Consider the following 26,193-nt stretch of genomic DNA (forward strand, 5'->3'; position numbering starts at 1 on the left):
ATAGCAAATCCTATAGCTAACCTAAACAAATCTGGAGCGAATATGATGATGCTGCTTATAAAAGTTCTTGTCCTCTACTTAATTACCATAGCCGCTATGCGACTGATGGGAAAATCCACAATTGTACAAATGACCCCTTATGATCTTGTGGCCATCATCATAGTCGGGACCATTGCTTCTGAGCCCTTAATCTCCACAGAATTCTGGCCGACGATTGCGGCTCTCTCAATTTTAGTAGGACTGCATGTACTTTTTTCATTCCTGACCTTGAGTCAATGGGGAAACCGTTTCTTTCTTGGAGAACCGACCTTGCTGATTAAAAATGGTGAGATTTTAGAGGATAACTTGGAAAAATCCAAGATATCGCTGATTCAGTTGACCTCCATTCTACGCTCACAAGGTTACCCTAAGATTTCAGATGTGGACTATGCCATGCTCGAGCCCATCGGTGAAGTGAGCATCATTCCAAAGGTGGAAAACACCCCTGTGACCGTCCAGCATCTCAACCTCAAAATAGATGACGAGGGATTACCGATTTCAGTGATTGTGGATGGCAAAATCCAAACTCGGAACCTGGTGCTCCTTGGGAAATCAAAAGAATGGCTGGAAACTGAACTGACCAACTCCGGACTTCATCATAAAGATGTGATTTTCGCTTATATGACAGAGAAAGCGAAGAGCCTGATTATCAGTAAAAGAGAAAAAGCCTGATCCCGAGGGATCAGGCTTTTTTCTTTATTCTTCTTTTTTCTCCGCTTCGTACTGTTCCAACATAGAAAGTCGTTCAAGCATCGTCGGATGTCCGTAACGGAAGATTTTCACCAAGAGAGGCGGGTTCACTTGTGACAATCCCACCTTCGATAACTTTTGGAAAGATGAGATGGCGGCCTCTTGGTCACCGGTCATTTCTATTGCATATCGGTCAGCCCTCGTTTCCTGGTAGCGGGAGATCCAGTTGCTAAGGGGACTGACAGTGAACAGAAGCATGGAAGTGATCATTAAGAACAGAGGTAACGAGCTCAAGCTAGACACGCTCGATACTTTCATGTCCTCCTTATGATTGGCGACGATGCCTCTCATCAGCTTGGCCGTCAGGAATAACCCGAAAAAGGATAGAAACAGGTATATGGCAATGCCGATATAGATGTGCTTCTCCACATAGTGAGCCATTTCATGGGCCATCACAAACAGGATTTCCCTGTCTGTTAATTTTTCAAGTGTCGTATCCCAAAGAACGATCCGGGAATTGGATCCGACTCCGGTTACATAAGCATTGAGTGAATTCGTTTTCTCCGACATGTCGACTTCGAATACGTGGTCCGTTGGAATGTTTGCCTTGTCGGCGAGAGTCAGGATTTGTTCCTCCAACGCTTTATCCTTCAGTGGATAGAAGTCATTATATAGCGGGTCAATCAAAACCGGCTGCACGAACATCATGAAAATCGTAAAGGGTACCGACAATGCCCAGGCCGCTAACCACCAGCGCTGCCTGAATCGTTTCATCAATCCATATAACACCGATACAATGATGAACATGAGGAGGTAATTCACCCAGAAATCCGTTACCTCATCCTTCATCCACATGGAAAAGGTTTGAGTGGAAATATTGTAGCTCTTCGAAATTTTATAGGAAATATACTGAAGAGGAAAAATCGCTACGAAAGAAGCAATCGATAACCAAAACAAATAAATGGCCGTTTGCAGGAAACCATTTTTCACCGTTCCCCTTGCCCACTTCTCAAACACACGAGAGACCCCTAGAATCAGGATCAGAAAATAAAACAACCATTCATAAGGAGTGGATAAGAAAAACAGGAGATTCTTGATTTTCGAGAAATCCTCACTCAGCGTGATTTCTTTATCATTCATAAAGGTGGCTGGATCAGCACTGCTTCCTTTGTACATGTCAGGCAAAGTAGAATCCGCCACGAAAAATAAATACCCATATAGAAGCATGCCTAATAGCAAATAAGCCGATATCGAACGAAATGCCCATTTTTTAGCCAACATATTTCCTCCCTTCTCGTCTTCATTACTATATGTAATACCCTGTCCAAAGATTTAGAACCTAAACACATTACGGCAGAAATCGCGACATCTCCTTCCAATAAAAAAAAACCACGATCCGAATCGCGGCTTACATCAAGAATACCGAATACAAAGACAGAACAGAAATCGCCCCAATCACCACAAGGATGACGTTGGCACCCAGAAAGGCAATGACAAATGCGGCTGCCGTCCCGACGGCTCCAAACATAAGATTCCCCTCTTGAATCAACAAGATGCTAGGAAAAATTAAAGCGCCTAATACAGCGAAGGGGACATTCTTTAATACCCCTTGAAGAAATGGAGGCAGTTCTTTCCCTTTGAATACGAGGAAAGGAAGCATTCTGGGAATATACGTGACAACCGCCATACCGATGATCATCAAAACAACCGTGCTATTCATTCGTTCTCCCTCCTCCCTTCATCATAACCACCAATTCCACAATCACGGCTGAAACGAGGGTAGCCAGGACAATCGACCAGCCGTTTGAAAGGTTCGTCGTGAAAAGAAGGATGCTATTTAACGCACCCGCCACGACAGCTAAAAACGTGACCTTCACACTTTTTTTCATGGAAGGAACGAGGAGTCCCACAAACATGGCATAAAGAGCGACCATCATGCTCGCTTGTAGAAAGTCAGGAAGGATTTCCCCAATGAAGTAACCTACACCAGAGTTCACGACCCAGCTCCCGTATGAAATGAGCATCACCCCGACGGCAAAACCCGTTCTTACTTTGCCATCTTTGACACTGATGACCGTGAAGGTTTCATCCGTAATACCAAACGCATAAAAAAGCTTTTTAAACAAACGGTCTTCCTCGAGTTTTTCACTTAAAGAAGCCGACATGAGGAAGTGACGGATGTTTACGATGAACGTTGTAAGAATGATTTCAAAGATACCTGTACCAACCGCAATCAGACTCAGTGATATGTATTGAGCAGCCCCTGCAAACACGAGCATGCTCATCAGTACCGTTTCCGTCACCGTGAGGCCGGTTGTCCGTGCCAACAACCCAAAGGTTAACGCGACAGGCATATATCCGATGGCAATGCTGAGTCCTCCCTGCAGACCCAGACGAAAATCACTCACTTTTTTCGTGGAAAGCAGTGCCTCCATCCTCTCACATCCTTTATAATAGAAGTAATTTACTATTTTAATTTTTTGATAATTTATTATATTATACATATAGACGCTATAGTATACAAGAGGAGTTTTAGCATGGAAAATTTCCCGATTCAAATTGGTGATAATATACGAAAAATCCGAAGGGAGCGTGGCTTCAGTCTTGAGCAGATGGCAGAGCGCACCGGTGTAAGCAAGGCGATGATCGGTCAGATTGAACGTGGTGATTCGAATCCGACGGTCGCGATTCTATGGAAGATTGCCAATGGTTTAAAGGTTTCCTTCTCTACGCTGATTGAAAAGCCAAACAATCAAGTATCCATCATTCACTATCAAGACGTCCAGCCTGTTCTTGAAGATAACGGCAATTACATCGTTTATCCCATCTTCCCTTTCGATCCCCTAAAAAAATGGGAAAGCTACCGGGTTGAAATGAAGCCGGGCTGCTCGTATCAAAATGAAGGCCATACGAAGGGTGTAGAGGAATACATCACGGTGCTGTCTGGGAAGGTCGACCTTAAAATCGGAGATGAAACCTATGAGCTGACAGAAGGAAGTTCGATTCGTTTTGCCGCTGACTCCGGGCATGAATATGTAAATGATTCTGGAGAAACAGCTGTATGCCAGATGGTTATTTATTATGGCGGTGAATAAACAAAAAGATCCTGCATATGAGATGACATGCAGGATCTTTTAAACTATCCGGCTAGCAAAATGTATCCTTCGGTTTCGGCACCGACAATCCGAATAGCGGACGAAGATACAGTGCCAGGAACGTACCTCCAAGGGCGAGGATCCCCCAAATATAACCGTGAAGGCTGAAGGAAGCAATCCCTCCGAAGTAAGCACCAATGTTACATCCGAATGCCAAACGGGCACCGTACCCCATCAGCAGTCCACCAATGACGGACGCCATGGCATTTTTCCCAGTGATTTTATTAAATCGGAACAGGCCTCCTGCAGCAGATGCAACAAATGCTCCAAGGATGACACCGAAGTTTAATACCGTTGTGGAATCAGCAAAGATCGATGCTTGAAGAGCTTCAGCATTGGCTCCTGTCCAGTAGCCCCAGCCTGCCACGTCGACCCCGAACATTCCGGCAACCTTTGATCCCCATAGAGCAAAGGCAGAAGTGATTCCCCAAGGATTCCCCCGTGTCATGAGAGTGAGGGCATTTAACACAGCCAAAACAATCGCTGCTGCCATAAGTGGCCAGGATCCCCGTAAAATTCGTTTCCATCCCTTAGATGTTGGAAGTGTCGCCATACGGGGCGGGTTTTTCTTCTTTTCGACCCGCAGTGTTATCCACGCGATGAACCCAAAGAATAAAATCGAAACGGCCCATGCCCCGAAATACCCTAAACCGGTAGAGGTTGCTAATGAAATAGGTTTAAAGGACGGCATTTCCTCTGTCCAAAATGGAAGGTGATAGGCTCCGACTGTGGCACCGACAATAAAGAATAGCAATGTGATAAACATAACGGAGCGGCCGCCGCCGATTGCGTAAAGGGTACCTGAAGCACAGCCTCCTCCAAGCTGCATGCCAATCCCGAACAGGAAGGCACCTACCAGTAAACTTACCCCGACGGGTGATACATAACCTGCCGCTTCTCCGCCAAAGAATGTAAAGCCTGTCGCAAGGATCGGAGCAAATAGCGTAACGGCAACGGCAAGCATCACCATATGTGCCCGCAGTGCCTGCCCGTTCCCTACAGACATCACTCTGCGGAAAGCAGAAGTGAATCCGAATCGTGCATGAAATAATGTATATCCTAACAGAAGCCCCAGCACCAATAACACGATTTGGGCCATTTCTTGTGTAAAGAGTAGATATAGGCCAAGAATCGCTGAAACGATTAAACCGCCGGCCACTAAAGATGTCTGTGGCGGGTTCAATTCCTTACTCGCTTTCTCTGGGCCCTTTTGTTCATTAATCGGTTGAACATAGCCAGCCATGAATAATCCTCCTTAATCTGATTGAATTGGTTGGAATTTATTTTACAATAGTAATAGATTAGAAGGCTGTTGTCAAAAAGACAGACTTCCACTTATTTTCTTCTATTAAAAAAAGCTGCTTGAGAAATCTCAAGCAGCTTCGGTTCTATAAGGATACAAGAGCCAGCATAATCGGAATCGTCACAATGCTCATAAGTGTAGTGACAAGGGTACTTGTAGACACTAAATCAGGCTCTGTATTGAACTGCAGAGAAAACATCGTCGTATTCGCAGCAGTCGGCATACTTGCCAAAATGATGAGGATCGATCCCAACATGGTAGAAATAGGCAGGAGAGAAACGACGACGAGAGCTATGATGGGTGAAGCTACCATTCTCATGATCACAATAAAGGAAAGGGCGCCTCTTTCAACCTTCTTCCCTCCCAATGTCGCTAATTGCATCCCTAACACCACCATAATCGTAGGAATCGTTGCCTGGGAAACCAGATCAATGGTCTGACTCATGAATACCGGCACATCAAGATGCAACAATTGAAAGCCCAATCCAAGAAATGCACCATGCAGAATCGGCATCTTGACGATCTTCATCCAAATTTCCCTCGTTTCCCTCTTTTTATCACTGCCACTGACAGCATAATAGAGGCCGATGGTATTCATCAGAAATGACTGTACCACCATCATAATGACCGCATAGCGAAAACCGAGCTCACCGAAAGCGAATAGGATGATCGGTACTCCATAGTTACCGCTGTTCATGAATACCCCGGATAGAATCATGGCCGACACTTTCGGTTTTGAATAGTTCCTAACCTTCGCCACTATTTTAATAGAAACAATCAAAATTACACAAAGCACGATACAAAATAGAAAAATATAAAGATAGTCCATATTCAGTGCATTCTCGTAAAAGGTCTTGAATGCAAGAAACGGATACATTAAGTATATGGCCATCTTCGAAATTGAATTGATCTCGAAACCAAGTTTCTTTTGGCCGATATATCCAACGGCAAAGACGAGTAATGCAGGCAGTACAATCAATATTACGTCCATTTACGTCACCACAATCTATTAAAATGAAAGATAGGCTTGACTACAAGAGTCAAGCCTAAGTGTACCATATTTACAAGAGCGGGATGATTAATCCGGCCAACAACAGGATCAATGCGCCGCCTAATCGGGAAGAGATTTGAGCGAAAGGCATGAGTTCCATTCGTTTCGATGCTGACAACACGGCAACATCTCCTGTTCCTCCCATATTGGCCATGCAAAGTCCCGCGGTGATCGCTGCTTCAATCGGGTAAAATCCAACGACTTTCCCAAGGATAGCCGCTCCGATGATCGCCCCCAATACAACTCCGAATACGGTCAAGATATATTGCAGAGTCAACGCAGCAAGAACGGTATCTAAGTCTGTGTACGCGACACCGATCCCGAATAATAAAGCGAACGTCCAGTTGCTTGCTACAAATTGATACCACTGACTGGCTCCCTCTACGACATTTTGAGGTATCATGTTAGAGATCTTTGCCGCAGCCACAAGAATGATCATGATGGCATATGGATGAAGGGGAAGGACGGATCCCAGCAATGTTCCAACCGTGAAGAATGTCAGGGCAGCGAGTAAGCCCACCCCCATCTTCTCTATGTTATACTTCTGCTTTGTTTTTTCGTAGGTAAAGCCTTTCATAAGCTGACCGTTTCCGCTTAGGGAAGGTACTTTTTTTCCGATAATATCAAGAACCGATGCTAAAATGATGGCAAATACATTCCCTAATGCCAGTGCCGGCACGAGCATGGAAATATAATAGCTCGGCTCATTCCCCATCATCTCGGAATAGATTTGACTCATGGGAACGGCTCCCGCTCCCATTCCACCACCCATGATGGGCATGGTAATGACGAGGATGGCTTCTTGAAGGGTAAACCCGACAAGAGACCCAAAGATTCCTGCTACAATCACAGCACCGGCTACCGCTCCGAAAATCGGCAGGAAATAGCGCAGTCCCACTTTAACCAAAACCTTTGAATTCATTCCTAAAATACTTCCCGTGATTAATGCAGCAATATAGAAATTTAAAAATCCGCCTGATTTCATGAAGTCCGTCATGGACGTGACGGTGGCTTTTGGAAGTAATCCTGCATAAACCATAAAAGCAGATCCAAAGATCGCAATGATCGCTCCCCCGCCGAGGAACGTTTTCACGATCGGCGTACGATCTCCTATCCATCCAAATAATTCACCGAGGACCATCATGACGAGAAGACTTCCGATCATACCCCCTGGAAGGTTCCCCGTATACAAGCTTGCAAGCGTGATGCCCGTAAAGACCAGGAACCAAAGGATCGGCATATTGAAAATCTGAAGCGATCGATCTTTCGTAAGCGTCACATTCTCTTTTGTTTTTTCATTTTTATATGGAAGTGTTGATGCTGCTTGTCCCATATTGTTCATCCCCTTTGTAATATTAATCATTATGAAACTGAACTGTTTGTTTTGCTTGTCTTGGATGCAATCTTCCGAACGGACTCCCCTACTTTTTCTGCCACACGGGGATCAAGCGCCTTCGGAATAATATATTGAGGATTCAATTCAGAAGAGCTGACCACATCGGCTATGGCATAGGAAGCGGCCACTTTCATTTCCATTGTGATGTCCTTTGCATTCGCATCTAGAGCCCCCCTGAAAATCCCTGGAAAAGCAAGAAGATTATTGACCTGATTCGGATAATCCGATCTCCCTGTCCCCACTACCGCTGCGCCTGCTTCCAGTGCTTCCTCCGGATAAATTTCTGGAATGGGATTAGCCATGGCAAACACAATCGGCTGCTCATTCATCGTTTTAATATACTCTTTCTTGAGGGCTCCAGGTCCGGATACACCGATAAATACATCAGCCCCTTTTATCGCATCGGATAATTCACCCCGCACCCCTAACAGGTTGGTGCGTGAGGAGATATCCTCCTGGGTAGTATTCATCCATTTCTCACCACTGCACAGGACACCTTCCAAACTTACGAGAGTAATATCTTCATAACCTGCGAATAAAAGGAGTTCCGCAATCGCGATTCCAGCTGCCCCTGCACCATTGATGACAATTTTCACTTTCTTATATGATTTGTTTACGACCTTCAGCGCATTGACTAATGCGCCTAGAACGACAATGGCTGTACCATGCTGGTCATCATGGAAAACCGGAATATCCAACTCTTTCTTTAACCGGTTTTCAATTTCAAAGCAGCGAGGCGCTGAAATATCCTCCAGATTGATCCCTCCAAAAGAAGGCGACAAGGCTTTAATGATCGTGACGATTTCATCTACATCCTTCGTATCCAAACTAAGGGGGAATGCATCTATGCCACCGAACTTCTTAAACAACATGCTTTTCCCTTCCATGACCGGGATCGCGGCTTCCGGACCGATATCACCAAGACCCAATACAGCTGTACCGTCTGTAACGATGGCCACCATGTTTCCTTTCGATGTCAGCGTATTGGCCTGCCTGGGATCCTCGGCTATCGTCTTACATACATCCGCGACCCCCGGTGTATAGACAAGACTAAGATCTTCTTCAGATGAAATATCAATCTTACTCACCACTTCAATTTTCCCTGCATGGGATTCATGTATGGATAATGCTTCTTCCTTTAAATTCTTTCGAGTCATCCAATCGCTCCTAACGTAATCGCTTACAATGTGTACCTATCATATGAAAACGCTTTACCTTTTCATAGATTATGAAACTATTGGTTGACTTTTGAAATTAAAAAAAGCAGCCGGGTGGGCTGCTTACAAATAACTTTGAATGCGTGAACTATTCAGTTTGTTCCTTGTATATTGATAGACGGGCCGTCCAATACCATAGATCAGAGTTTCATCCACGACGCCGATATCTTTCAAAAACCTGAGGTACTTTCTGATCGACACCCGTGAAATGGACGTCACGTCTGCGATATCATCTGTTGAAAACGACTCTCCTTCAAAACTCATAATCTCATCGTAGATAGATGATAATGTACTGCTCGTCAACCCTTTTGGAAGGGGTGCCTTCTCCCCGGCTTGTACATCCCTAAGTAAAAGTAAATCCAATTCACTCTGGTCGATGGTAGATTGCTTTTGAAGCATACGATTACTCTCCCGATAAGTCGTCAATGCTTTTTTAAACCGGTCAAATTCAAAAGGCTTGATCAAGTAGTCCACTACCCCCATGCGAAGGGCGCTCTGGATGTTATCGACTTCCGATGCCGCAGTGATGAGGATGACATCTGTCTCCAGCTGTTCCTTGCGTATCTGCCCTAATAAATCCATCCCGTTTCGTTTCCCAGGCATATAAACATCCAATAAAATCAGGTCAATCTTATACTCATTTACTTTCCCCAAGGCATCTTCAATCGAATTCGAAATTCCGATTAATTGAAACCCTTTGATCTCTTCCAGATACCTTTGATTAAACCGGGCCACCATCGGATCATCTTCCACGATCAATACATTAATCACCCTTCTTCCCCCCCTTATATGAAGCTTGAACAATCATCGTCGTCCCCGAGCCTACCTTTGATTCAATGTGAAGCGTCCCATTCAGTTTACCGAGACTATCTTTCACTAAGAAGAGTCCGTATCCTCTTCCTTCCCCCTTAGAAGAGTATCCTTTGGTGAAGATCTCCTCTATCATTTCATTCGGTATTCCTTCTCCTGTATCCGTCACGACCATTTCAAATCGCTCGTCCTGATAGTATAGCTCCATCAGCACTTCCTTTTCATGACTATTTGTCGTTGCTTCAACACTATTATCCAATAGGTTTCCAATCACTGTAATCAGTTCATGTGTAACAGAAGGATCTTTGGGTTCCGGGATAAAGTCGTGACATTCAATGGTCAATGCAACGTTCTTTTCCCTTGCATAGCTCAGTTTTCCCATTATAAAACCAGCCAAGGCAGGATCCTTCACTTTCGACGTCACCGTGCTCACTTCATCGACACGTAAGGAAACAAGCTCTTTCACGTAACGATTTAAATGATTATAATCCTTCATCTTCACCAACCCAAGAATCACATGCATCTTATTCATAAATTCATGCGATTGGGCACGGAGCGCTTCCGCATACGATTTCACACCCGTTAACTGCTCAGCTAATTGATTCACTTCCGTTTTGTCCCTGAAGGTGGAGATTGCCCCGACTACTTCATCATTGACGATTAACGGGACACGGTTTACCAGGATAGATACCCCATTGATCGTCTGCTCCTCGTCAAGCTCCGGTTTCCCCGTAGCGATGACTCTTTCCAACCGGGTGTGTGACATGTATTCTTTAATGGGCATTCCAATCGGATCCGAGCTTAGGCCCGCTTTATTAAATATTTTCAGGGCAGATTTATTCACTAATGAGATGGTCGTATCTTTATTGACGGCCACCACTCCCTCATGTACCGACTGGAGCATCGTATTCCGCTCTTCCAATATTTTCGCTATCGTAATCGGCTCCAACCCAAATAAAGTTTTCTTTATGTATCTGGCTATAATAACCGCCCCAATGACTCCAACAATAATCCCGATCATGGATCCCACTAATATATTCCGGTGACTCATGGTCAATGCTTCCTCCACACTACCCAGGGAAATCCCAACTGCAACAGCCCCAATCTGTTGATTTTCATCGTTAAAGACAGGAGAAAACGCCCTGACGGATTTGCCCAAAGTCCCCTCTGAAATAGACAATGTTTCCTTCCCTTGAAGCACATCTTTCTCATCCCCGCCGACAAAATGCTTTCCGATACGGTCGGGATCAGGGTGAGATTTACGTATCCCTTCCATATCCATGACCACTACAAACAGAACCTCTGCTGATTTCTGGATATCTTGGGTGTATTCTTGAATTCGATCTTCACCTTTCCCTTCTAAACCGCTCTTCACAATCGTGGAATGAGAGACCGTCCGGGAAACGATTTTCGCCTTTTCTTCAATATTGGACTCAATGTTGTCATTGATTGTCCTGGAGATAAGCAAGTCGGTCATCACAAGGGACACCAGGACAACGATGCACACGAAGAGAATGATGATGGTACTTAGTTTAAGCTGTTTCTTTTTCACAGGAGTCACTCCAGTGTTTTTTTAGTATGATTCTTTATTTTACATGATTTCTGGTGTTTAAAAAGGGCCATATGAAAAAGAGGCTCCGAGTTGGAACCTCTTGGTTAAAATATATTTGTTAAATCGTTTCTTCTAGCTGAGTAATACATTCTGCTTACAGGTATTATCCTTCAATCACCAACTGAACTTTTTTTGAAATAAACAACAAATAACAATAGAACTCCATTCGTTGCCAGTATACCAACTAAAACCTTGATGAGGATAGCAATAGCAGGTGCATATAGATTGATTGTATTCCAAGGAGAGTTGAACAGATAGATTATAAGTGGAATCATAATAATTGATAACAGTATAGATAGCACTCCAATGAATATCCATACCTTCGACTTAATTTTGGTTTTCTTTATTAGTCGATATAAGTTCCAGGATGACAATAGCAGAAGAAAAAGAGTTACTATAAAAGTGCTCCATTGCATGTGATGGTTCAACTGCTGAACTTTCGGGGACTTTCCCTCTTCCACAATCATTTTGATTCCTTCCCTCATCCTAACGGTGGAAAGGACTTCAGAGAAGTTATTTTTGTTTGTGAGTAGGATAAATCCATAGTCTTGTTGGGGATTAATGAATAATTCAGCCCGGGAATCAGGTGTTTCTCCGCCGTGAAAATAATAAGAATTATCAACCTCTGTAGAGATTCTCCAGCCCAGTCCATAATACATATCTTCTTTTCTATGATAATGAGGTGAAGTATAAGTATTGAATGAATCCTTAGATAAGATCTTATCACCATCGAGCAGAATTTTAATGAACTTTGACATATCACCCGTTGTTGAGACCATGTAACCATATGGGGCCCCACTATCATCAAAAATACCTCTGCTTTTCACGGGCTTTCCAAACCAAGATTGATAGCCAGGCTGATATCCTAACTCTTTCGCAGATTCAAAATCCGATACAGTCCGACTCATCCCAATCTCGCTGAATATCTCATCATCCATAAATTCCGAAAATGTTTGGTTTGTGACATTCTCTATGATTCTTCCTAAAAGCAAATAATTCGCAGCACTGTATTGATGCACTTCCCCTGGTTCATAATTCAAATGAACATTATTCAGATTTTGAACCGCAACATTTATTGCATTTTCCCCTCGCAGATTACGATCTGCAACATCCAACCCGTCATATGAACTGATTCCACTTGTATGTGTTAATAGGTGCCTAATGGTGATTTTCTTATCAAAACCATTTCTATCGTAATGAAAGGCAGGCAAATACCGATCAATCTCCTGATCAAGTTCAATCATCTTATCATCAACTAACCTCATGATAGCAAGGCTGGTTAAAGGCTTGCTGATAGAACCAATCGTAAACAGGGTATCCTTTGTGACAGGAGTCCCTTTCCTTTGTTCCCCCCAACTTTCTTGAAACATGAGCTCTCCATTTTGAATAATCGCTAAAGAAGCCCCGGGAATTCCATACTTCTCCATGGATTCATTCATAAATCTTTCTAAGAGTTCTATTTGACTATCATTCTCTGCCCTTGCAGGGAACTGAAAAGAAAAAAAAACGAGGCAAAACAAGCATATAGCTATCAGTACTTTTCTCAAACCCTAGATCCCCTCACTTAATCCGTCATCGAATTTCATATACCATTTACATAAAATTACCATTAAATGATTATTCTCTCTAACGGCTTAGGGACTACCTTAAGGTAAGACTTGAGGTGTAATCGTTTATCTAAGAACTTTTGAATATAAAAAGATCAAATTTCTCTGTGATATACTTGAGAAATTTGATCTTTGGAATTTTGGAACTGGCCCCGATTATGGACTAACCCACTTACTTCCCCTTAAACTCCGGCTTCCGCTTTTGACTGAACGCCAATAAAGCCTCCACCCGGTCTTCCGTAGGAATGGTAATCTCATATGCTTTTCTCTCAATCTGCAATCCGGTTTGGAGGTCTACATTCATACCATTCTTCACGGCAAATTTAGCCTGCTGCAGGGCAATCGGGCCATTTACCAGCATCGGTTCCACAAATGCATGGACTTCCCCCAGGAAATTCTCTTTTTCTACTACTCTTGTAACGAGTCCGATGTCCAAGGCTTCTTCTGAAGTTAATCGCTTAGCCGTCAGAATAAGTTCAAGTGCTTTGGATTCCCCTACTAATCGTGGAAGGCGCTGGGTTCCGCCTGCTCCCGGGATGATGGCCAGGCTCGTTTCGGTCAGTCCCATTGTGGTGCCTGCTACTGCGATTCTGAAATCGCATGCCAGTGCCAGCTCCATTCCTCCGCCGAATGCGTAGCCGTTCATCGCGGCGATGGTCGGTTGTGGAAGGGTGGCGACGGATTGGAAGACTTCGCCGATTTTGTAAACATTGCGGATGACTTGTTGTTCGGTAAGGGTTTTGCGTTCTTTTAGATCGGCTCCAACCGAGAAGGCTTTCTCCCCGCTTCCCGTGAAGATGACGACTCTGACGTCCGGGTTGATGCGGAGTGCTTCGACTACCTGCTGGAGTTCGTTCAGGGTATCGTAATTAAAGGCGTTCATTGCCTCAGATCGGTTGATGGTTACAGTGGCGACATTGCCTTTTTGTTCTAGTAAGATGGATTCCATGTTAGTTCTCCCCTTTGTTTAAGTGTTTCCTCCCTATGTATCATTCGACACAAACCGAGAAAACCCTTTCATTTTTTTAATGGAGCTGAACACTTCACGGTTGAATGCATAGACTAAATGTGACATCTACCCATAAAGGAGCTGTATTTCTTTTGTATGATCCTTCAAATCAAAACCCTTACCTTCAGCATCAACAGGTGAATTCCTATTCGAACCAATATGCAAATGAAATTGCCTGGCTGCACAACTACTACCGCGAAACCAAAAGTCTTCCCGATCAATGGGTTGAGTATATTCAGCCTCTGGTCACCCGTGCCCTGTCTGAAGTGGAAGAAGGCATCAACCTTACCCATCTCTTCCAGGAGTTCATTTTGTCAGGTGTACTGGTAGGGCAGGGATTCACACCCGAACAGGCGATCGAGCAGGTAGAAACGTGGGAGAAAGGTGAATCAAAGCTTTTACAGGCTAGCAAGGCGATGAAATAACGTAAAAAAGATGCTCAGTATCCACTGAACATCTTCTTTTTTTATGATTGAAGCACTTGTTCTTTCAGCGCTCTTCTTAAAATTTTCCCAGTTGTATTTTTCGGAAGCTCATCAATGAACTCGATGGAAGTTGGAAGTTTGTATTTCGCCAGATGCTCTTTACAGTAATCCAGCACTTCCTGTTCGGTTAAGGATGGCTCGCTTTTCACAACATAGCTGCTGACGGCTTCACCCAGTTCGGGATGTGGTACACCGATGACCGCTGCTTCAACGATTCCAGGATGATTGTATAGCACTTCCTCTACTTCACGTGGATAGACGTTGTATCCTCCAACAATAATCAGCTCTTTTTTTCGATCGACAATATAGAAGTAGCCTTCTTCATCTACGCGGGCAAGATCTCCGGTGTATAACCAGCCATCACGGATCGTCGCGGCTGTTTCTTCTTCCATTTTGTAATAACCCTTCATGACATTAGGACCTTTGACGATCAATTCGCCGACTTGTCCGACTGGTACTTCTTCTCCCAGTTCATCGACGACTTTATTCTCCAGGTTCATAATCGAAGTTCCGATGGAGCCCGGTTTCCTCGGACGGTCTAATGGATTGAAACATGTCACAGGTGATGCTTCGGATAGGCCATAGCCTTCAGAAATCATGACGTTGAATTTCTTTTCAAAGTTCTTTAGTAAGGCCACCGGCAGGGAAGCGCCGCCTGAAATACAGAGACGGAGAGTTGATAGATCTTCTGGATTTCCTTCTGGATACTGGTACAGGAAGTTGTACATGGTTGGTACACCGGCAAATACGGTTGGCTGATAGGCTTTGGACAGTTCAAAAATGTCTTTTGGACTGAAGCGTGGAACGATTAAAAGTGTCGCACCTGTCATCAATGGCGCATTCAGTACCACTGTCAAACAGAATACATGGAACATTGGCAGTGCTGTGATGACGCGATCGTCTTCATTCATTCGTAAATAGCTGCCGACATCGGTTGCATTGGAATAAATATTTTTATGCGTCAGCATGGCGCCTTTTGGTTTTCCTGTCGTCCCGGAAGTGTAAAGGATGATGGCTACCTCATTTTCATCCACTTCCCCCCCCTTAAACGCAGGGTCTCCCTTACCAAGAACAGCTGTAAACGATTTCATTTTTGGATAAGCGAGAGAAATCTTTTCTAAGTCGATATCACTAGCTCTTTCATCCCCTGATTCACATAGGATGAAGTGCTCCACATCAGATATAAGATGCTGCATCTTTTCGATTAATGGTACAAGCAGATCAAGTGTGACGATAGCTTTCACGTCACCATTTTTCAGGATGTAGCCAATTTCATCCGGTGTGTAGATCGGATTGATTGGTATTACCTTTAACCCCATTCGTAATGCCCCGTATAATCCAATGACGAAATGTGGTGAATTTCCTAATACAAGCGCGATGTGATCCCCTTTTTTCAGACCCAATTGCTCTAAGCCGCTTGCAAATTTCGATACAGCTGCATTTAATTGCCCGTATGTACTTGAGGTATTTAAGAAATGATAGGCTGTTTTATCTGCTTTCTCTTGAGCGATTTGGTCTAACCGTGTTGCGATATTCAATTGTATCCCTCCCCTTTTAGATAAACTGAATGAATGGTCATTCATCAAACTATTAAAAGTATTCAAAATATATTCTATATAAAGAATAGTATTAATACAAGTATCTTATAGAAAAAAGCCGCCCAAATTGGACGGCTCTTCCATTTTCTTATTGTGCAAAAATTGCATTTGAAACGAGTCTGAACAGATAATCCGTATGATCCCGGAATGTTGGCTCGAGTCCGATCAATAATACATTTTCATCCTTCACGATAACGGGCTTACCTTGAGCCGCTTCACTGCTTTTCCAATGTCCGGCCAGGAAGAATTCACTGCTGTTTTGATAGCTTGATAGAATGTCTGCACTTCCTGTGTTTGAGTACCATGTCGGTTGATAAACAAATCCAAGGTCTTCTGTCTCGTAACCGGCTGTGTAAGTAGAATCCGTGTGGGATAATTGGACGATTCCGTTGCTGTTGGAGCTGCCTGTTTCCACTTTCACATCACTTAATCCAAGCTTTGTCGTAGCTTGGGATGCACCTGCACCCACGGCAAGATATTGTCCGCCATCCGCTACAAAACCTTCCACATTCGCTTTGAATGCTTCGTATTGTGCTGCATCCTTCAATCCGAATTCCGAATTGGCCACACTATTTTGATAGGAAATGAGGTTTGATCGCCCGTTATAAATAAACACATCCGTTGAACCCAGACCCTCTTCTGCTACCTGTCCGGGAGTCTTTTCTTCCACCGTGAAGCCAAGACGTTCAAGTGCCAGCTTCGTTCCAGAGTGGGATTGAGCTTTGTTCATTCCCCCATCTTTTAAGAGCGTCACATGCTGGGACGTAATTTCTTTCGCTCCAGCAGGCACAGATTGGGAAGAAACCGTGACAGCAGTATTTTTCACCAGGTCGGAAAGTTTTGCTTTTGCGTCTGCTCCTGCATACATTGTTCCATCTTCACCTCTGTGAAGAGTGTGTCCGCTATTTAATAATTGATTGGCAATCGCTATCGATTCCACGGAGGTATTCGGGATCGCATATGGTCCGTCCCCAATGACGTCTCCACTCTCATTAAGTGCTCTTACTTGTTTCGATTTAACATTCAGTTCAGTGTCACTGCTTACTTCCACTGCATCGAAGCCCCATAATTCAGGAAGATTCCATGCAGAGATATCATACATACTCGGTGTATCTTCAGTGATGTCTTCACCGTCCCAAAGCATCGTGTTCGCAAGGCCGGCTTTCGCTTGATCCATCGGTACGATATACGTTCCTTTCGGATACGTCACGCCATCAAAGGTGAAATTCTTCTGAGCCTCTTCTACGACAATATCATTATCTTGAAGATGCTGAACGGCCTTCACAGTAGCCGTTTGATCCTGCTCATCATTTGGCAGAATATAGGCAGATGGGAAATGGCCTTCCTTATGAAACGGGTGGTCGAACTGTACACCGCGTTTAAAGACTTCGATCTGATCTTTAACCATATCCACTTTGTTTTCGCTCGCATAGCCCAGTGCACCCATCACGGCATCATATGTCCATTGAACCCCGTCCCAATCATTGGTCGGTGCTTCAAGTGTATACCCATATGCCCCGTGGTACATGGCATACATTGGAGTGAAGATCGGCGGATAATCATCCCAGCCTGCTGAATCATCACGTTGCGGGATATAAGTCCCTTCCATATTCTGATAATCTACTTTTGACGAATCCGTATGAGTATTTTCATAGTTTTCTTTATTCGACACGATACTGGATTCCATCGCCTCTGCTTGATTCAATGCCCACTTCGAATACAGATCATATTCATAGTTTGGATTATGAGGAGGCGTACAAGGCTCAATAAGACCTGGTTTCGTCGGTCCGCCGTATCCTCTCACATAACCATGCAGGTCAAGAAACACCATCGGGTTCCATTCCGTGATCAGGTCAACCATATGCTCTGTTTCAGGTTGAGATTGCGTGATAAAGTCACGGTTCAAGTCAATGCCATTCCCGTTGAAACGTGTAGCATCAATCCGCCCATCCGGGTTCGCCACAACATTGAAGATCAGGATATTATCCTCAAGGATCCCCATCGTTTGTTCGTCATTTTCTGTGGCGAAGCGCTCGATTAATTGAAGAGCTGCATCGGTTCCAACAAATTCTGTTCCATGGATGGATGCATTGATCATGACAGGGACCTTCAGATCTGGGTGCTTATCGATAAAGTCCTGTGCTTTTTCAGGGGACTGGATCATTTTTTTACGCAGACCTTTATAGTAACCATACTTCCCTTTCGCTTTCGCATCCGAGACGGTCACTACATACATGTCATGACCTGCTGCCGATTTTGTTTCGCTCTTCTCGACCGTCACACGATTGCTTTCCTGTGCGATCGCATCAAGCTTCCCTTCAATCTCAGAGTACTTCACAAAGTCATAGTGCTCACTATTAAATAAGCTTTTATCTTTCTCATCGAGTTGAGTACTTTGAATCGTCGTTTGAGGAGATTCTGCTAAAACGTTGAATGGTGTGGTGGATAGTAGAGTAAAACTGGCAATTCCTGCAATAATCTTCTGCTTCATATATGTACCTCCAAATTATGTAATAGTATAATGATAGAATAAATATTCATAACGGTACATAAATATTTAGTCCTATATTTTGATTGGGAGGATTTTCCTAGTCGAGACGAAAAGAGAGAGCTTTCCTAAACCAGGAAGCTCTCTCTTTTATATTAATACACCAAATCCACAAATTCATCCTTCGTCACATTTCCGAAATAGTGTTGAATGTCAACACCTTCCAGTGATCCAGCAATGTCTTTTCGTTCGTAGCGGGTGCCTATCAGCTTTTCTTCGATGTCTTCTACATTCCCGACTCCGAAGAAATCACCAAAAATTTTACAGTTATCAATTTTCCCTTTGTTCACTTCTAGACGAACGTCAATGGATCCGACCGGGAAGCGGTGAGAATGCTGAAGATTGAATTTCGGTGATTTTCCGTAGTTCCAATCCCAGTTCTGATAGCGTTCCTTAGAAAGCTCATGGATGTTCTTCCAATCTTCTTCCGTCAGGACATATTCTTCTACGTCGCTGCCGTCAAAAATATAATCCAGAAGGGTTGAACGGAATTGTTCGATGGTCATTTTTTCTGACAGGAATTCAGAAATGTTGGCCACACGGCTTCGGATCGATTTGATCCCTTTTGATTCAATCTTGTCCTTTTTCACCCGTAGAGCCGACACGACGTTTTCCATTTCGGAATCGAACAGGAGCGTTCCGTGGCTGAACATCCGGCCTTTAGTGGAGAACTGGGCGTTACCGGAAATCTTTCTGCCTTCTGCGATAATATCGTTCCGTCCGCTAAGCTCCGCCTTCACCCCCAGCCTATGTAGGGCGGTTACAACGGGTTCAGTGAATTTTTTGAAGTTGTGGAAGCTCTCTCCGTCATCTTTCGTGATGAAGCTGAAATTCAGGTTTCCTAAATCGTGATAGACCGCTCCCCCGCCGGAAAGGCGGCGAACGACATGGAGACCTTGCTTCTCCACGTAGTCTGTATTAATCTCTTCGATCGTATTTTGGTTCTTCCCGATAATGATGGAAGGTTCATTAATATAAAATAATAAATAACTCTCATTAATATCTAAGTTCTTCAGTGCATATTCTTCAATAGCAAGATTGATCCTTGGATCCGTAATCCCTTTATTATCGATAAATAACATCTTTCTTCCTCCTAAATATCTATTTCCATATCTTTCTTCGCTAATAATACCTCGCCGTTATACATGGTTTTCGCTTCTGTTACCAATTGCTCCAGTTCGCCGAAGTGAGGTAAATGTGTGAGAATGAGCATTCCGGCATTGGTTTTCTGAGCAAGATTCCCTGCGTCGAGACTCGTCATGTGACCAGCATTCGAGGCATCCATCCCTCCATAAAAATTACATTCACAGAGCAGTACATCTGCATCTTTCCCAAATGGAACAAATGACTGTTTAAAAGCCGAGTCTGCTGTATAGAACAGCGATTTGCCGTCTGCTTCGATTCTCATTCCATAGCATGGCACGGGATGCTTGGCCTTCACAAATGTTACCGTAAAAGGACCAATCGATAATGATGTATCTTCCTTATATTCGTGAGCTTTCATTAAATCTTTATATGTAATCGTATCGTAACCCCGTTGATCCTCTCTATGGGCATATACAGGTAATGTACCTTTATTTTTCCCCAGGAAGTATTGAATCAATAATGCGTGTTGTAGTACACCTATATCAGCTACATGATCTGGATGATAGTGGGACAGAAGGACCGCATCTAAATCTGTCGCCTCTACGTGATGTTGCAGATGGGATAGTACACCACTGCCACAGTCAATAAGCAGTTTAAAGCCATTATGTTCAAGTAAATACCCGGTGCTCGCTTCTCCTGCCTTCGGATAGCCGCCCCATTGGCCAATAACGGTTAGCTTCAATTTGAACCTCGCCCTTCACTTTAGTTTGTACCCTTACTATACTTCATTGTGCCTATTTTTTCATTTTTTTCGCCTATTTTTGAATTAATTGTTGACGAAGTTCATACTGTTATAATACAATAAAATAAATTAACACATCAGTTATATAACACGAACAATTGATGGGTGAAAACAAATTTACGGAGGGTGATTAACATGGTAAAAAATATTGTGGAGTTCTTTCGAAATTTGCCGCCTAAGTCTTGTGCACAGTGTGGAGATACAATTGAAGAACAGCATGAATGCTACGGCATTTATTGCGAGAAATGTACGACTGATTACGAGTATTAAGTATTAAAAATCAAAGGGGTAATAAAAAGGATGCTCTTCAAAGAGAAGAGCATCCTTTTTATGTTTATTGTACTTCTACTATTTGCATTGTGTGTTCGTGAATTTCCTCACCTTTGGTCACATGAACCTGTACATTGTATGTACCTTCTTCCGGGAAAGCATACGACCCATTATACTTACCGGCTTCACCTTCTGTTAAGTCGACCCACTCATGCTTCTCTTGACCCTCTTTATAAATTTCCAGACGCACTTCTGCTTTTCCCAGTGCTTTATCTTCATTTTCCACATGAACGTTCATTTCTGCTTCTTCGTTCATCTTAATCGTATCAGGCTTCATAAGATGGATGGAAACTGAACTTTCGTGATGACCGTGGTGATCGTCTTCGCTTTCCTCTCCATGTTCCTCTGCCTCTACTTCTCCAATTCCAATTACAGCTGTCGGCATGGTGTGCATATCACGGGCCGTTACATGGACCTGCACAGTATACATGCCGTCTTCTTCAAAGGTCTTTTCGGCTTTATATACACCGTCTTTATCATGCTTCGCTTCAATCATTTCACTTTGTTCTTTATGACCATTTTTCCAAATCTCGTATTTCACTTCACCAGCGTCCTCGACGTTCTCATCACCTTGAGTGACTTTAGTCGAAAGAGAAACGGTTTCTCCCTTTTCCCCTTTTTCAGGGACGTCTAACTTTGCTTCAATCGCTTCCAGTTTCTCGTCTTCTTTTGCTCCGTTATCTTCATTTGAATTACCACATGCAGCGATAAACAATGCCAGGAAACCCACCAGCATAAATAAGCTTATTTTCTTCATGTCTACATTCTCCTTTGGACATTCTCTTTTTAGTGTCTCACCATTATGTACTTCTCACCAATTAGTATACACTGTCATGCATACGGATGGTTTGTCCATTTCATGAAGAAAAAACGGGAGATTTGTGTGGCATCTCCCGTTTTTTTCCTTATGCTTCTACTGTTTTCGTATATTGTTTCTTGAATAACCCTATGAAGAATACAACTGTCAATGCGCTGAACACACTGAAGTATCCCAGCAGGATGAAGATGTTCTGCCACATGAAGGCAAAGTCCCCGCTTGAGATGACCGCTTTGAACGCTGATACCGAGTAAGTCATCGGTAACAATGCACTGATTGGCTGCAGAGCACTCGGGATTAATTCTAATGGGAATGTCCCTGCACTCGTAGTTAATTGCAGGATCAATATAATAATCGCTACAAAGCGTCCCGGATCTCCTAAAATCGTTACAAGCATTTGGATGAGGGCCAGGAATGTAAGACTCGTAATGATCGTAGAAAGTAAGAATAATGGTACACTTTCCACTTCAAGGCCCAATCCAAGTAGTAAAATACCGGCTGCAACCAGGGATTGAATGATCCCTACCACTGTAAGGACAGTGAATTTACCAAGGAACCAACTCATCCCGCTTGAAGGACGATTTGCCGGTTCTCTCAATGGATACACAATCGAAATCAATAGTGCTCCGACAAATAACCCTAGAGATAAGAAATAAGGAGCAAAACCAGTTCCGTAGTTTGGAACATGATTGATTTTCTCATTTTTCACATCGACTGGACCAGCCATCATGTCATACGTATCGTCATCCGATTTGACACTGTTTGCTTCTTTTGATGCGTCTTTTAATTTAGTTTCATATTCTGTTGTTCCATCTGATAGTTTCGTTGAACCTTCTGCTAATTCTGTTGAACCATCGGCAAGTTTCTTTGAACCATCTGTTAGTTGAGTGGAACCATTGTATACTTTATTGAGACCTGAACTTAGTTCGCTTGCTCCTGAAGCGACACTTACTGTTCCTTGGTATACTTCACCGAGCTTATCATTTAATAAGCCAAAGTTTTTCACAACTTCACCCTGACCTGCTTGAAGCTGATTGGATCCTTCATCCAGTTGGGCTGAGCCGTCCACTAATTGTCCGACTCCGGCATGAAGCTCCATTTGGCCCTTATTCAGTTTCTCAATACCGGCTGTAAGACCATCTGCACCATTTTTAAGGTCCCCTGCTCCCTTACTTAATGCACCTGTACCTGTTTGAAGATCCGAAGCCCCATTTTTTATTTGTGCAATGGCTGCTTCTAATCCAGCACGTTGCTCGTCAGGAAGACTTCCCATCAATGGAGCCAATTGTTTTTCCAATTCATTTGCCCCGGAATTTATTTGCTGAGCACCTGTCCCTGCACTATTCGCATACCCTTTCAATTCTTCAAGCCCGGCAGCCAGTTTCTTAGTACCACCGTATAGTTCCGAATCTCTTGAAGTATTGGCAACTGCACTGGCTAATCCGGCATCCACCTGCTCTAAACCAGCCTTGCTTTTATCAATCCCTGCTGCAAGGGCATTGATTCCGGATTGGACATCCTGTGTTCCTTTATATAGTTGTTGTGATTTATCCGTCATGACCCCAACACCGTCCGATAGTTCCTTAGAACCCTTTGCGAGTTTCTCGGCACCTGCCCGCGTTTTCGCCACACCGTCATTCATCTCAACATTCTTTTCTGCTAAAACGGCTAAATTATCCTTCAACTTATTGGCACCTTGAGATAAATCGATCGCCCCATTATTGATTTCGGAAGCTTTGTCACTGGCCGTCCGGTAGCCGTCTCCCATTTGCTTGATTTTATCAAACATGGTCTCTGCATAGGTTTCAGAGACAGACTTCGAAAGGCTCGCCTTGATCTCTTTCATCGCTGTATCACCGATTTGGGCGGACAGGAAGTTAAAGCTTTCATTCGGAACATATTTCAGAGAAAGCTTTTTAGGATGATCTTCTAGTAATGTTGTTCCATTTTCAGAGAAATCCTCCGGAATCTCAACAAGCATGTAATAATCCTGTTTCTCTAAATTTTTGTATGCTTCCTCCTTATCGACAAAGTGAAAGTCGAATTGCTCGCTATCCTTCAGTTTATCAACAAGTTCATCCCCGATATGCAATTCCTTTCCGTCAAACTCAGCTCCCTGGTCGCTGTTTACTACAGCCACAGGTAAGTCTGATAACTGTTCATATGGATCCCAAAATGCCCACAAGAACATACCACTGTACAGAACAGGGATGAAAAGGACGGCTAGAATCGGAATGAGAAGTTTCTTATTTTTGAATATCGCTTTAAACTCTGAACCAATAAATGAATTCATCATGTTTTCCTCCAATTTTCCTGAATTTGAATAATTGACCATTTAGTCCAAATAGTCATTTTATACAAAAAAAATAAATAAATGACTATTTTATTCATTTGGTCATTTTTTACCAAAAATGAAGGACTATCGATTCGATAACCCTTTAATTAAATATAGTTCAAAGAGGTTGGCAATTTCATCTTTATCAAGGGGACCATGTGCTCGTTCCCAATCGAAAATAAGTGAAACGTACATCTTCAACATAACAAAGGCGGTCATTTCAGGATTACATGGCTTAATCGCTTCTGAGGCGATCGCTTTTTCAATTCGTTTACTCACGAACTCAATGACCACTTTCTCCATGCGATCAATGACTTCCGATACAGCAGGAGTTCCCATCTCCCGTGCTTCTTGATAAAGCTTGATGGTCAGCTTATGCTCTTTCCTGAATTCAAGCATGCGGAACAATGCACGATGAACATTTTCAGAAAAGGATTCCTTGGGATCGATGACTTCTTCCGCTTCCCGTTTCATTTCGTTGATTAACGATGATACAATTTCATCAAACAATTCTTCCTTATTTCTAAAAAAAGTATAAATCGTCCCTTTTCCCACATTAGCCAATTTTGCCACTTGATCCATTGTCGTTGCTTTATAACCGAACAGTGAGAACGAATTCGTCGCTGCCTCCAGAACCTGTTTTTTTCGATCGATCGCCATGAACACACCCCTTAATATGACCATTTGACCAAATTTGTAATTCAGTCATTTTGTTAACATTGACTAATTTATCACATTTCCTGCCGATCCACAAGTGTTTTTTTCTTATAGTATACCATTCATCCCTCATATAGATTAAGCCTTCGTGAATAGGCTATAAGGATAAAGTTTGTTTGGGGGTGTCTTATGAATATTTACGTTGTTAAAAGCGGGGATTCTCTTTGGTCGATCGCTCAACGATATGGTGTAGGCATGAATCAAATTTCATACGGAAACCAATTGAAAAACCCCAATATTCTCGTGATTGGACAAAGTCTTCTTATTCCGGAACCTCTAAAAGAATACATCGTACAACCAGGAGATACATTGTATAGCATCAGCCAAAAATATAATATAAGTCTAAATGAACTGATCGATTTCAATCAAATTTCTGATCCATCAATGCTATTCGTTGGTCAATTGATCGTTATGCCTTCCTTTATCCATAGAGTAAAATCGGGTGAGTCACTTTATGTCATTTCCTATAACTATAAAGTCCCGCTTCAGGACATTTTAAAGGCCAATTCTATTTCAAATCCTTCTCTCATTTATCCAAACCAGCAAATCAGGATTCCAAACACCAAACTAACGACAGAAGTAAATGCCTATATTACCCGGACAGACAGTGAAGGAGTAGCCGAAGTGAACGGTTTGGGAAGCTATTTCACTTACCTGACTCCCTTTACGTATTCCATTACAAGAGACGGTTCGGTCACTGAGTTAAATGATAGTGCTCTTATTTCAGCCTCATACAACCAAAACGTCGACCCTTTACTGGTTCTCACAAATTTTACAGGTGGAAAATTCGACTCTGATCTTGTTGCCACCATTCTAAGAAGTGAAACTCTGCAAAACACCTTAATCTCATCCATCTTAAAGAAAATGGAGCTGAAGGGCTATAAAGGTTTAAATTTTGATTTCGAATATGTATATCCCGAGGACCGGGAAAATTATAATACTTTTTTAAGAAGAACCGTTGCAGCCTTAAAACCTAAAGGGTACTCTGTATCGACGGCCCTCGCACCTAAAATTAGAGCTGACCAAAAAGGACTCTTGTATGAAGCCCATGACTATAAAGCTCACGGAGATATTGTCGATTTCGTTGTCCTCATGACATACGAATGGGGATGGGCAGGCGGAAAACCATGGGCGATTGCCCCCATTAATGAAGTGAAAAAAGTACTTGATTACGCCGTAACCGTAATACCGAGAAACAAAATCATGATGGGCGCTCCCCTCTATGGACGCAACTGGAATGTTCCATGGGCAGACGGAACCTTTGCTAAAACGGTCTCGCCTCAAGGAGCACTTGATCTCGCAAGCAAGTATGGTGTAAGGATTCAATACAACGACGTTTATCAATCCCCTTATTTCACTTATTGGGATGAAACCGGCCAAAAGCATGAAGTCTGGTTTGAAGACGCACGAAGCATGCTGGCCAAACAGAAAACGGTGGATGAGTATGGACTCAGGGGTTTAAGTTACTGGGTTTTGGGATCTGCCTTTCCACAGAATTGGATGCTGCAGCATTCAAGGTATCGGGTTGTGAAGTGAGTGGTGCACCTCCTGTTGTCTGCAGGAGGTATTTTTCTGTTGATTATCTT

The 26,193-nt window shown here is 43.2% G+C and carries 23 protein-coding genes; 5 read left to right on the top strand and 18 right to left on the bottom strand.

Going from position 1 to position 26,193, the window contains the following annotated elements:
• Window positions 1-45 precede the first annotated feature (45 nt).
• Window positions 46-711 (top strand): DUF421 domain-containing protein, encoded by a 666-nt coding sequence (locus TV75_RS06190; protein ID WP_044337754.1) that lies wholly within the window; start codon window positions 46-48, stop codon window positions 709-711.
• Between the two features lie 24 nt (window positions 712-735).
• Here the strand turns inward: TV75_RS06190 and TV75_RS06195 are convergent, their stop codons facing one another.
• The 3 genes from TV75_RS06195 to TV75_RS06205 all read right to left on the bottom strand — a co-directional run bounded on the left by TV75_RS06195 (window position 736) and on the right by TV75_RS06205 (window position 3,164).
• On the bottom strand, window positions 736-2,007 hold the full coding sequence (locus TV75_RS06195; protein ID WP_044337755.1) for a M48 family metallopeptidase: 1,272 nt from the start codon (window positions 2,005-2,007) through the stop codon (window positions 736-738).
• Between the two features lie 130 nt (window positions 2,008-2,137).
• Window positions 2,138-2,449 (bottom strand): AzlD domain-containing protein, encoded by a 312-nt coding sequence (locus TV75_RS06200; RefSeq protein WP_044337756.1) that lies wholly within the window; start codon window positions 2,447-2,449, stop codon window positions 2,138-2,140.
• Complete coding sequence (locus TV75_RS06205; RefSeq protein ID WP_044337757.1) at window positions 2,442-3,164, bottom strand: AzlC family ABC transporter permease; 723 nt, start codon at window positions 3,162-3,164, stop codon at window positions 2,442-2,444. The genes TV75_RS06200 and TV75_RS06205 overlap by 8 nt, the downstream gene beginning before the upstream one ends.
• Window positions 3,165-3,266: 102 nt before the next feature.
• On the opposite strand from TV75_RS06205, the gene TV75_RS06210 reads away from it, so the two are divergent.
• A complete protein-coding gene (locus TV75_RS06210; protein WP_044337758.1) occupies window positions 3,267-3,824 on the top strand; it encodes a helix-turn-helix domain-containing protein in 558 nt (185 codons plus the stop codon).
• 52 nt (window positions 3,825-3,876) lie between these two features.
• On the opposite strand, the gene TV75_RS06215 is transcribed toward TV75_RS06210, so the two are convergent.
• From TV75_RS06215 to TV75_RS06250, 8 genes are all read right to left on the bottom strand, one after another.
• On the bottom strand, window positions 3,877-5,127 hold the full coding sequence (locus TV75_RS06215) for a YeeE/YedE family protein (protein ID WP_044337759.1): 1,251 nt from the start codon (window positions 5,125-5,127) through the stop codon (window positions 3,877-3,879).
• A 145-nt stretch (window positions 5,128-5,272) separates the two neighbouring features.
• Complete coding sequence (locus TV75_RS06220) at window positions 5,273-6,178, bottom strand: AEC family transporter (RefSeq protein WP_044337760.1); 906 nt, start codon at window positions 6,176-6,178, stop codon at window positions 5,273-5,275.
• A 70-nt stretch (window positions 6,179-6,248) separates the two neighbouring features.
• A complete protein-coding gene (locus tag TV75_RS06225; RefSeq protein WP_044337761.1) occupies window positions 6,249-7,571 on the bottom strand; it encodes a 2-hydroxycarboxylate transporter family protein in 1,323 nt (440 codons plus the stop codon).
• A gap of 29 nt (window positions 7,572-7,600) precedes the next feature.
• A complete protein-coding gene (locus TV75_RS06230; protein ID WP_044337762.1) occupies window positions 7,601-8,791 on the bottom strand; it encodes an NAD(P)-dependent malic enzyme in 1,191 nt (396 codons plus the stop codon).
• 123 nt (window positions 8,792-8,914) lie between these two features.
• On the bottom strand, window positions 8,915-9,622 hold the full coding sequence (locus TV75_RS06235) for a response regulator (RefSeq protein WP_044337763.1): 708 nt from the start codon (window positions 9,620-9,622) through the stop codon (window positions 8,915-8,917).
• Window positions 9,615-11,213 (bottom strand): DcuS/MalK family sensor histidine kinase, encoded by a 1,599-nt coding sequence (gene dcuS / locus TV75_RS06240; RefSeq protein WP_044337764.1) that lies wholly within the window; start codon window positions 11,211-11,213, stop codon window positions 9,615-9,617. Before dcuS ends, TV75_RS06235 begins: the two co-directional genes overlap by 8 nt.
• A gap of 170 nt (window positions 11,214-11,383) precedes the next feature.
• A complete protein-coding gene (locus tag TV75_RS06245) occupies window positions 11,384-12,820 on the bottom strand; it encodes a serine hydrolase domain-containing protein (protein WP_052504434.1) in 1,437 nt (478 codons plus the stop codon).
• 232 nt (window positions 12,821-13,052) lie between these two features.
• Entirely contained in the window at window positions 13,053-13,829 is a 777-nt protein-coding gene (locus tag TV75_RS06250) for an enoyl-CoA hydratase-related protein (protein WP_044337765.1), read from the bottom strand.
• Window positions 13,830-13,981: 152 nt separating this feature from the next.
• On the opposite strand from TV75_RS06250, the gene TV75_RS22175 reads away from it, so the two are divergent.
• On the top strand, window positions 13,982-14,314 hold the full coding sequence (locus tag TV75_RS22175) for a hypothetical protein (RefSeq protein WP_052504435.1): 333 nt from the start codon (window positions 13,982-13,984) through the stop codon (window positions 14,312-14,314).
• A 41-nt stretch (window positions 14,315-14,355) separates the two neighbouring features.
• Here TV75_RS22175 and TV75_RS06260 read toward each other — a convergent pair whose 3' ends face one another.
• The 4 genes from TV75_RS06260 to TV75_RS06275 form a co-directional block, all read right to left on the bottom strand.
• Window positions 14,356-15,912, bottom strand: coding sequence for a fatty acid--CoA ligase family protein (locus tag TV75_RS06260; protein ID WP_044337766.1), 1,557 nt, complete (start codon window positions 15,910-15,912; stop codon window positions 14,356-14,358).
• 148 nt (window positions 15,913-16,060) lie between these two features.
• Window positions 16,061-18,463: a M14 family zinc carboxypeptidase gene (locus tag TV75_RS06265; protein WP_044337767.1), complete on the bottom strand. Its 2,403-nt coding sequence runs from the start codon at window positions 18,461-18,463 to the stop codon at window positions 16,061-16,063.
• A gap of 152 nt (window positions 18,464-18,615) precedes the next feature.
• Window positions 18,616-19,602 carry a lipoate--protein ligase gene (locus TV75_RS06270; RefSeq protein ID WP_044337768.1) on the bottom strand — a complete coding sequence of 329 codons (987 nt, stop codon included), beginning with the start codon at window positions 19,600-19,602 and terminating at the stop codon, window positions 18,616-18,618.
• 11 nt (window positions 19,603-19,613) lie between these two features.
• The gene (locus TV75_RS06275) at window positions 19,614-20,348 is read right to left on the bottom strand and encodes an MBL fold metallo-hydrolase (RefSeq protein WP_044337769.1); all 735 of its coding nucleotides are present in this window, start codon (window positions 20,346-20,348) and stop codon (window positions 19,614-19,616) included.
• Window positions 20,349-20,543: 195 nt separating this feature from the next.
• Between TV75_RS06275 and yhfH the strand changes: the two genes are divergently transcribed.
• Window positions 20,544-20,678, top strand: coding sequence for a protein YhfH (gene yhfH, locus TV75_RS21395; RefSeq protein WP_079533738.1), 135 nt, complete (start codon window positions 20,544-20,546; stop codon window positions 20,676-20,678).
• Between the two features lie 64 nt (window positions 20,679-20,742).
• Here yhfH and TV75_RS06280 read toward each other — a convergent pair whose 3' ends face one another.
• From TV75_RS06280 to TV75_RS06290, 3 genes are all read right to left on the bottom strand, one after another.
• Window positions 20,743-21,495, bottom strand: a complete 753-nt coding sequence (locus tag TV75_RS06280; protein WP_044337770.1) for a FixH family protein — start codon at window positions 21,493-21,495, stop codon at window positions 20,743-20,745.
• A 148-nt stretch (window positions 21,496-21,643) separates the two neighbouring features.
• A complete protein-coding gene (locus tag TV75_RS06285) occupies window positions 21,644-23,851 on the bottom strand; it encodes a YhgE/Pip family protein (RefSeq protein ID WP_044337771.1) in 2,208 nt (735 codons plus the stop codon).
• 123 nt (window positions 23,852-23,974) lie between these two features.
• A complete protein-coding gene (locus TV75_RS06290) occupies window positions 23,975-24,550 on the bottom strand; it encodes a TetR/AcrR family transcriptional regulator (protein ID WP_044337772.1) in 576 nt (191 codons plus the stop codon).
• 186 nt (window positions 24,551-24,736) lie between these two features.
• On the opposite strand from TV75_RS06290, the gene TV75_RS06295 reads away from it, so the two are divergent.
• Entirely contained in the window at window positions 24,737-26,143 is a 1,407-nt protein-coding gene (locus tag TV75_RS06295) for a LysM peptidoglycan-binding domain-containing protein (RefSeq protein ID WP_044337773.1), read from the top strand.
• The last annotated feature ends 50 nt before the right edge of the window (window positions 26,144-26,193 follow it).

Origin of the sequence: Rossellomorea aquimaris (assembly GCF_000935355.1) — a bacterium.
Taxonomy (GTDB): Bacteria; Bacillota; Bacilli; order Bacillales; family Bacillaceae_B; genus Rossellomorea; species Rossellomorea aquimaris_B.

What these genes read in the sequence shown, in the direction of transcription:
- TV75_RS06270 (WP_044337768.1), bottom strand. Translation starts at nt 19,602, where the DNA reads ATGTTATTTATCGATAATAAAGGGATTACGGATCCAAGGATCAATCTT.
- TV75_RS06230 (WP_044337762.1), bottom strand. Translation starts at nt 8,791, where the DNA reads ATGACTCGAAAGAATTTAAAGGAAGAAGCATTATCCATACATGAATCC.
- TV75_RS06285 (WP_044337771.1), bottom strand. Translation starts at nt 23,851, where the DNA reads ATGATGAATTCATTTATTGGTTCAGAGTTTAAAGCGATATTCAAAAAT.
- yhfH (WP_079533738.1), top strand. Translation starts at nt 20,544, where the DNA reads ATGGTAAAAAATATTGTGGAGTTCTTTCGAAATTTGCCGCCTAAGTCT.
- TV75_RS06190 (WP_044337754.1), top strand. Translation starts at nt 46, where the DNA reads ATGATGCTGCTTATAAAAGTTCTTGTCCTCTACTTAATTACCATAGCC.
- TV75_RS06220 (WP_044337760.1), bottom strand. Translation starts at nt 6,178, where the DNA reads ATGGACGTAATATTGATTGTACTGCCTGCATTACTCGTCTTTGCCGTT.
- TV75_RS06215 (WP_044337759.1), bottom strand. Translation starts at nt 5,127, where the DNA reads ATGGCTGGCTATGTTCAACCGATTAATGAACAAAAGGGCCCAGAGAAA.
- TV75_RS06205 (WP_044337757.1), bottom strand. Translation starts at nt 3,164, where the DNA reads ATGGAGGCACTGCTTTCCACGAAAAAAGTGAGTGATTTTCGTCTGGGT.
- TV75_RS06280 (WP_044337770.1), bottom strand. Translation starts at nt 21,495, where the DNA reads ATGAAGAAAATAAGCTTATTTATGCTGGTGGGTTTCCTGGCATTGTTT.
- TV75_RS06225 (WP_044337761.1), bottom strand. Translation starts at nt 7,571, where the DNA reads ATGGGACAAGCAGCATCAACACTTCCATATAAAAATGAAAAAACAAAA.
- TV75_RS06200 (WP_044337756.1), bottom strand. Translation starts at nt 2,449, where the DNA reads ATGAATAGCACGGTTGTTTTGATGATCATCGGTATGGCGGTTGTCACG.
- TV75_RS06210 (WP_044337758.1), top strand. Translation starts at nt 3,267, where the DNA reads ATGGAAAATTTCCCGATTCAAATTGGTGATAATATACGAAAAATCCGA.
- TV75_RS06295 (WP_044337773.1), top strand. Translation starts at nt 24,737, where the DNA reads ATGAATATTTACGTTGTTAAAAGCGGGGATTCTCTTTGGTCGATCGCT.
- TV75_RS06250 (WP_044337765.1), bottom strand. Translation starts at nt 13,829, where the DNA reads ATGGAATCCATCTTACTAGAACAAAAAGGCAATGTCGCCACTGTAACC.
- TV75_RS06265 (WP_044337767.1), bottom strand. Translation starts at nt 18,463, where the DNA reads ATGAAGCAGAAGATTATTGCAGGAATTGCCAGTTTTACTCTACTATCC.
- TV75_RS06290 (WP_044337772.1), bottom strand. Translation starts at nt 24,550, where the DNA reads ATGGCGATCGATCGAAAAAAACAGGTTCTGGAGGCAGCGACGAATTCG.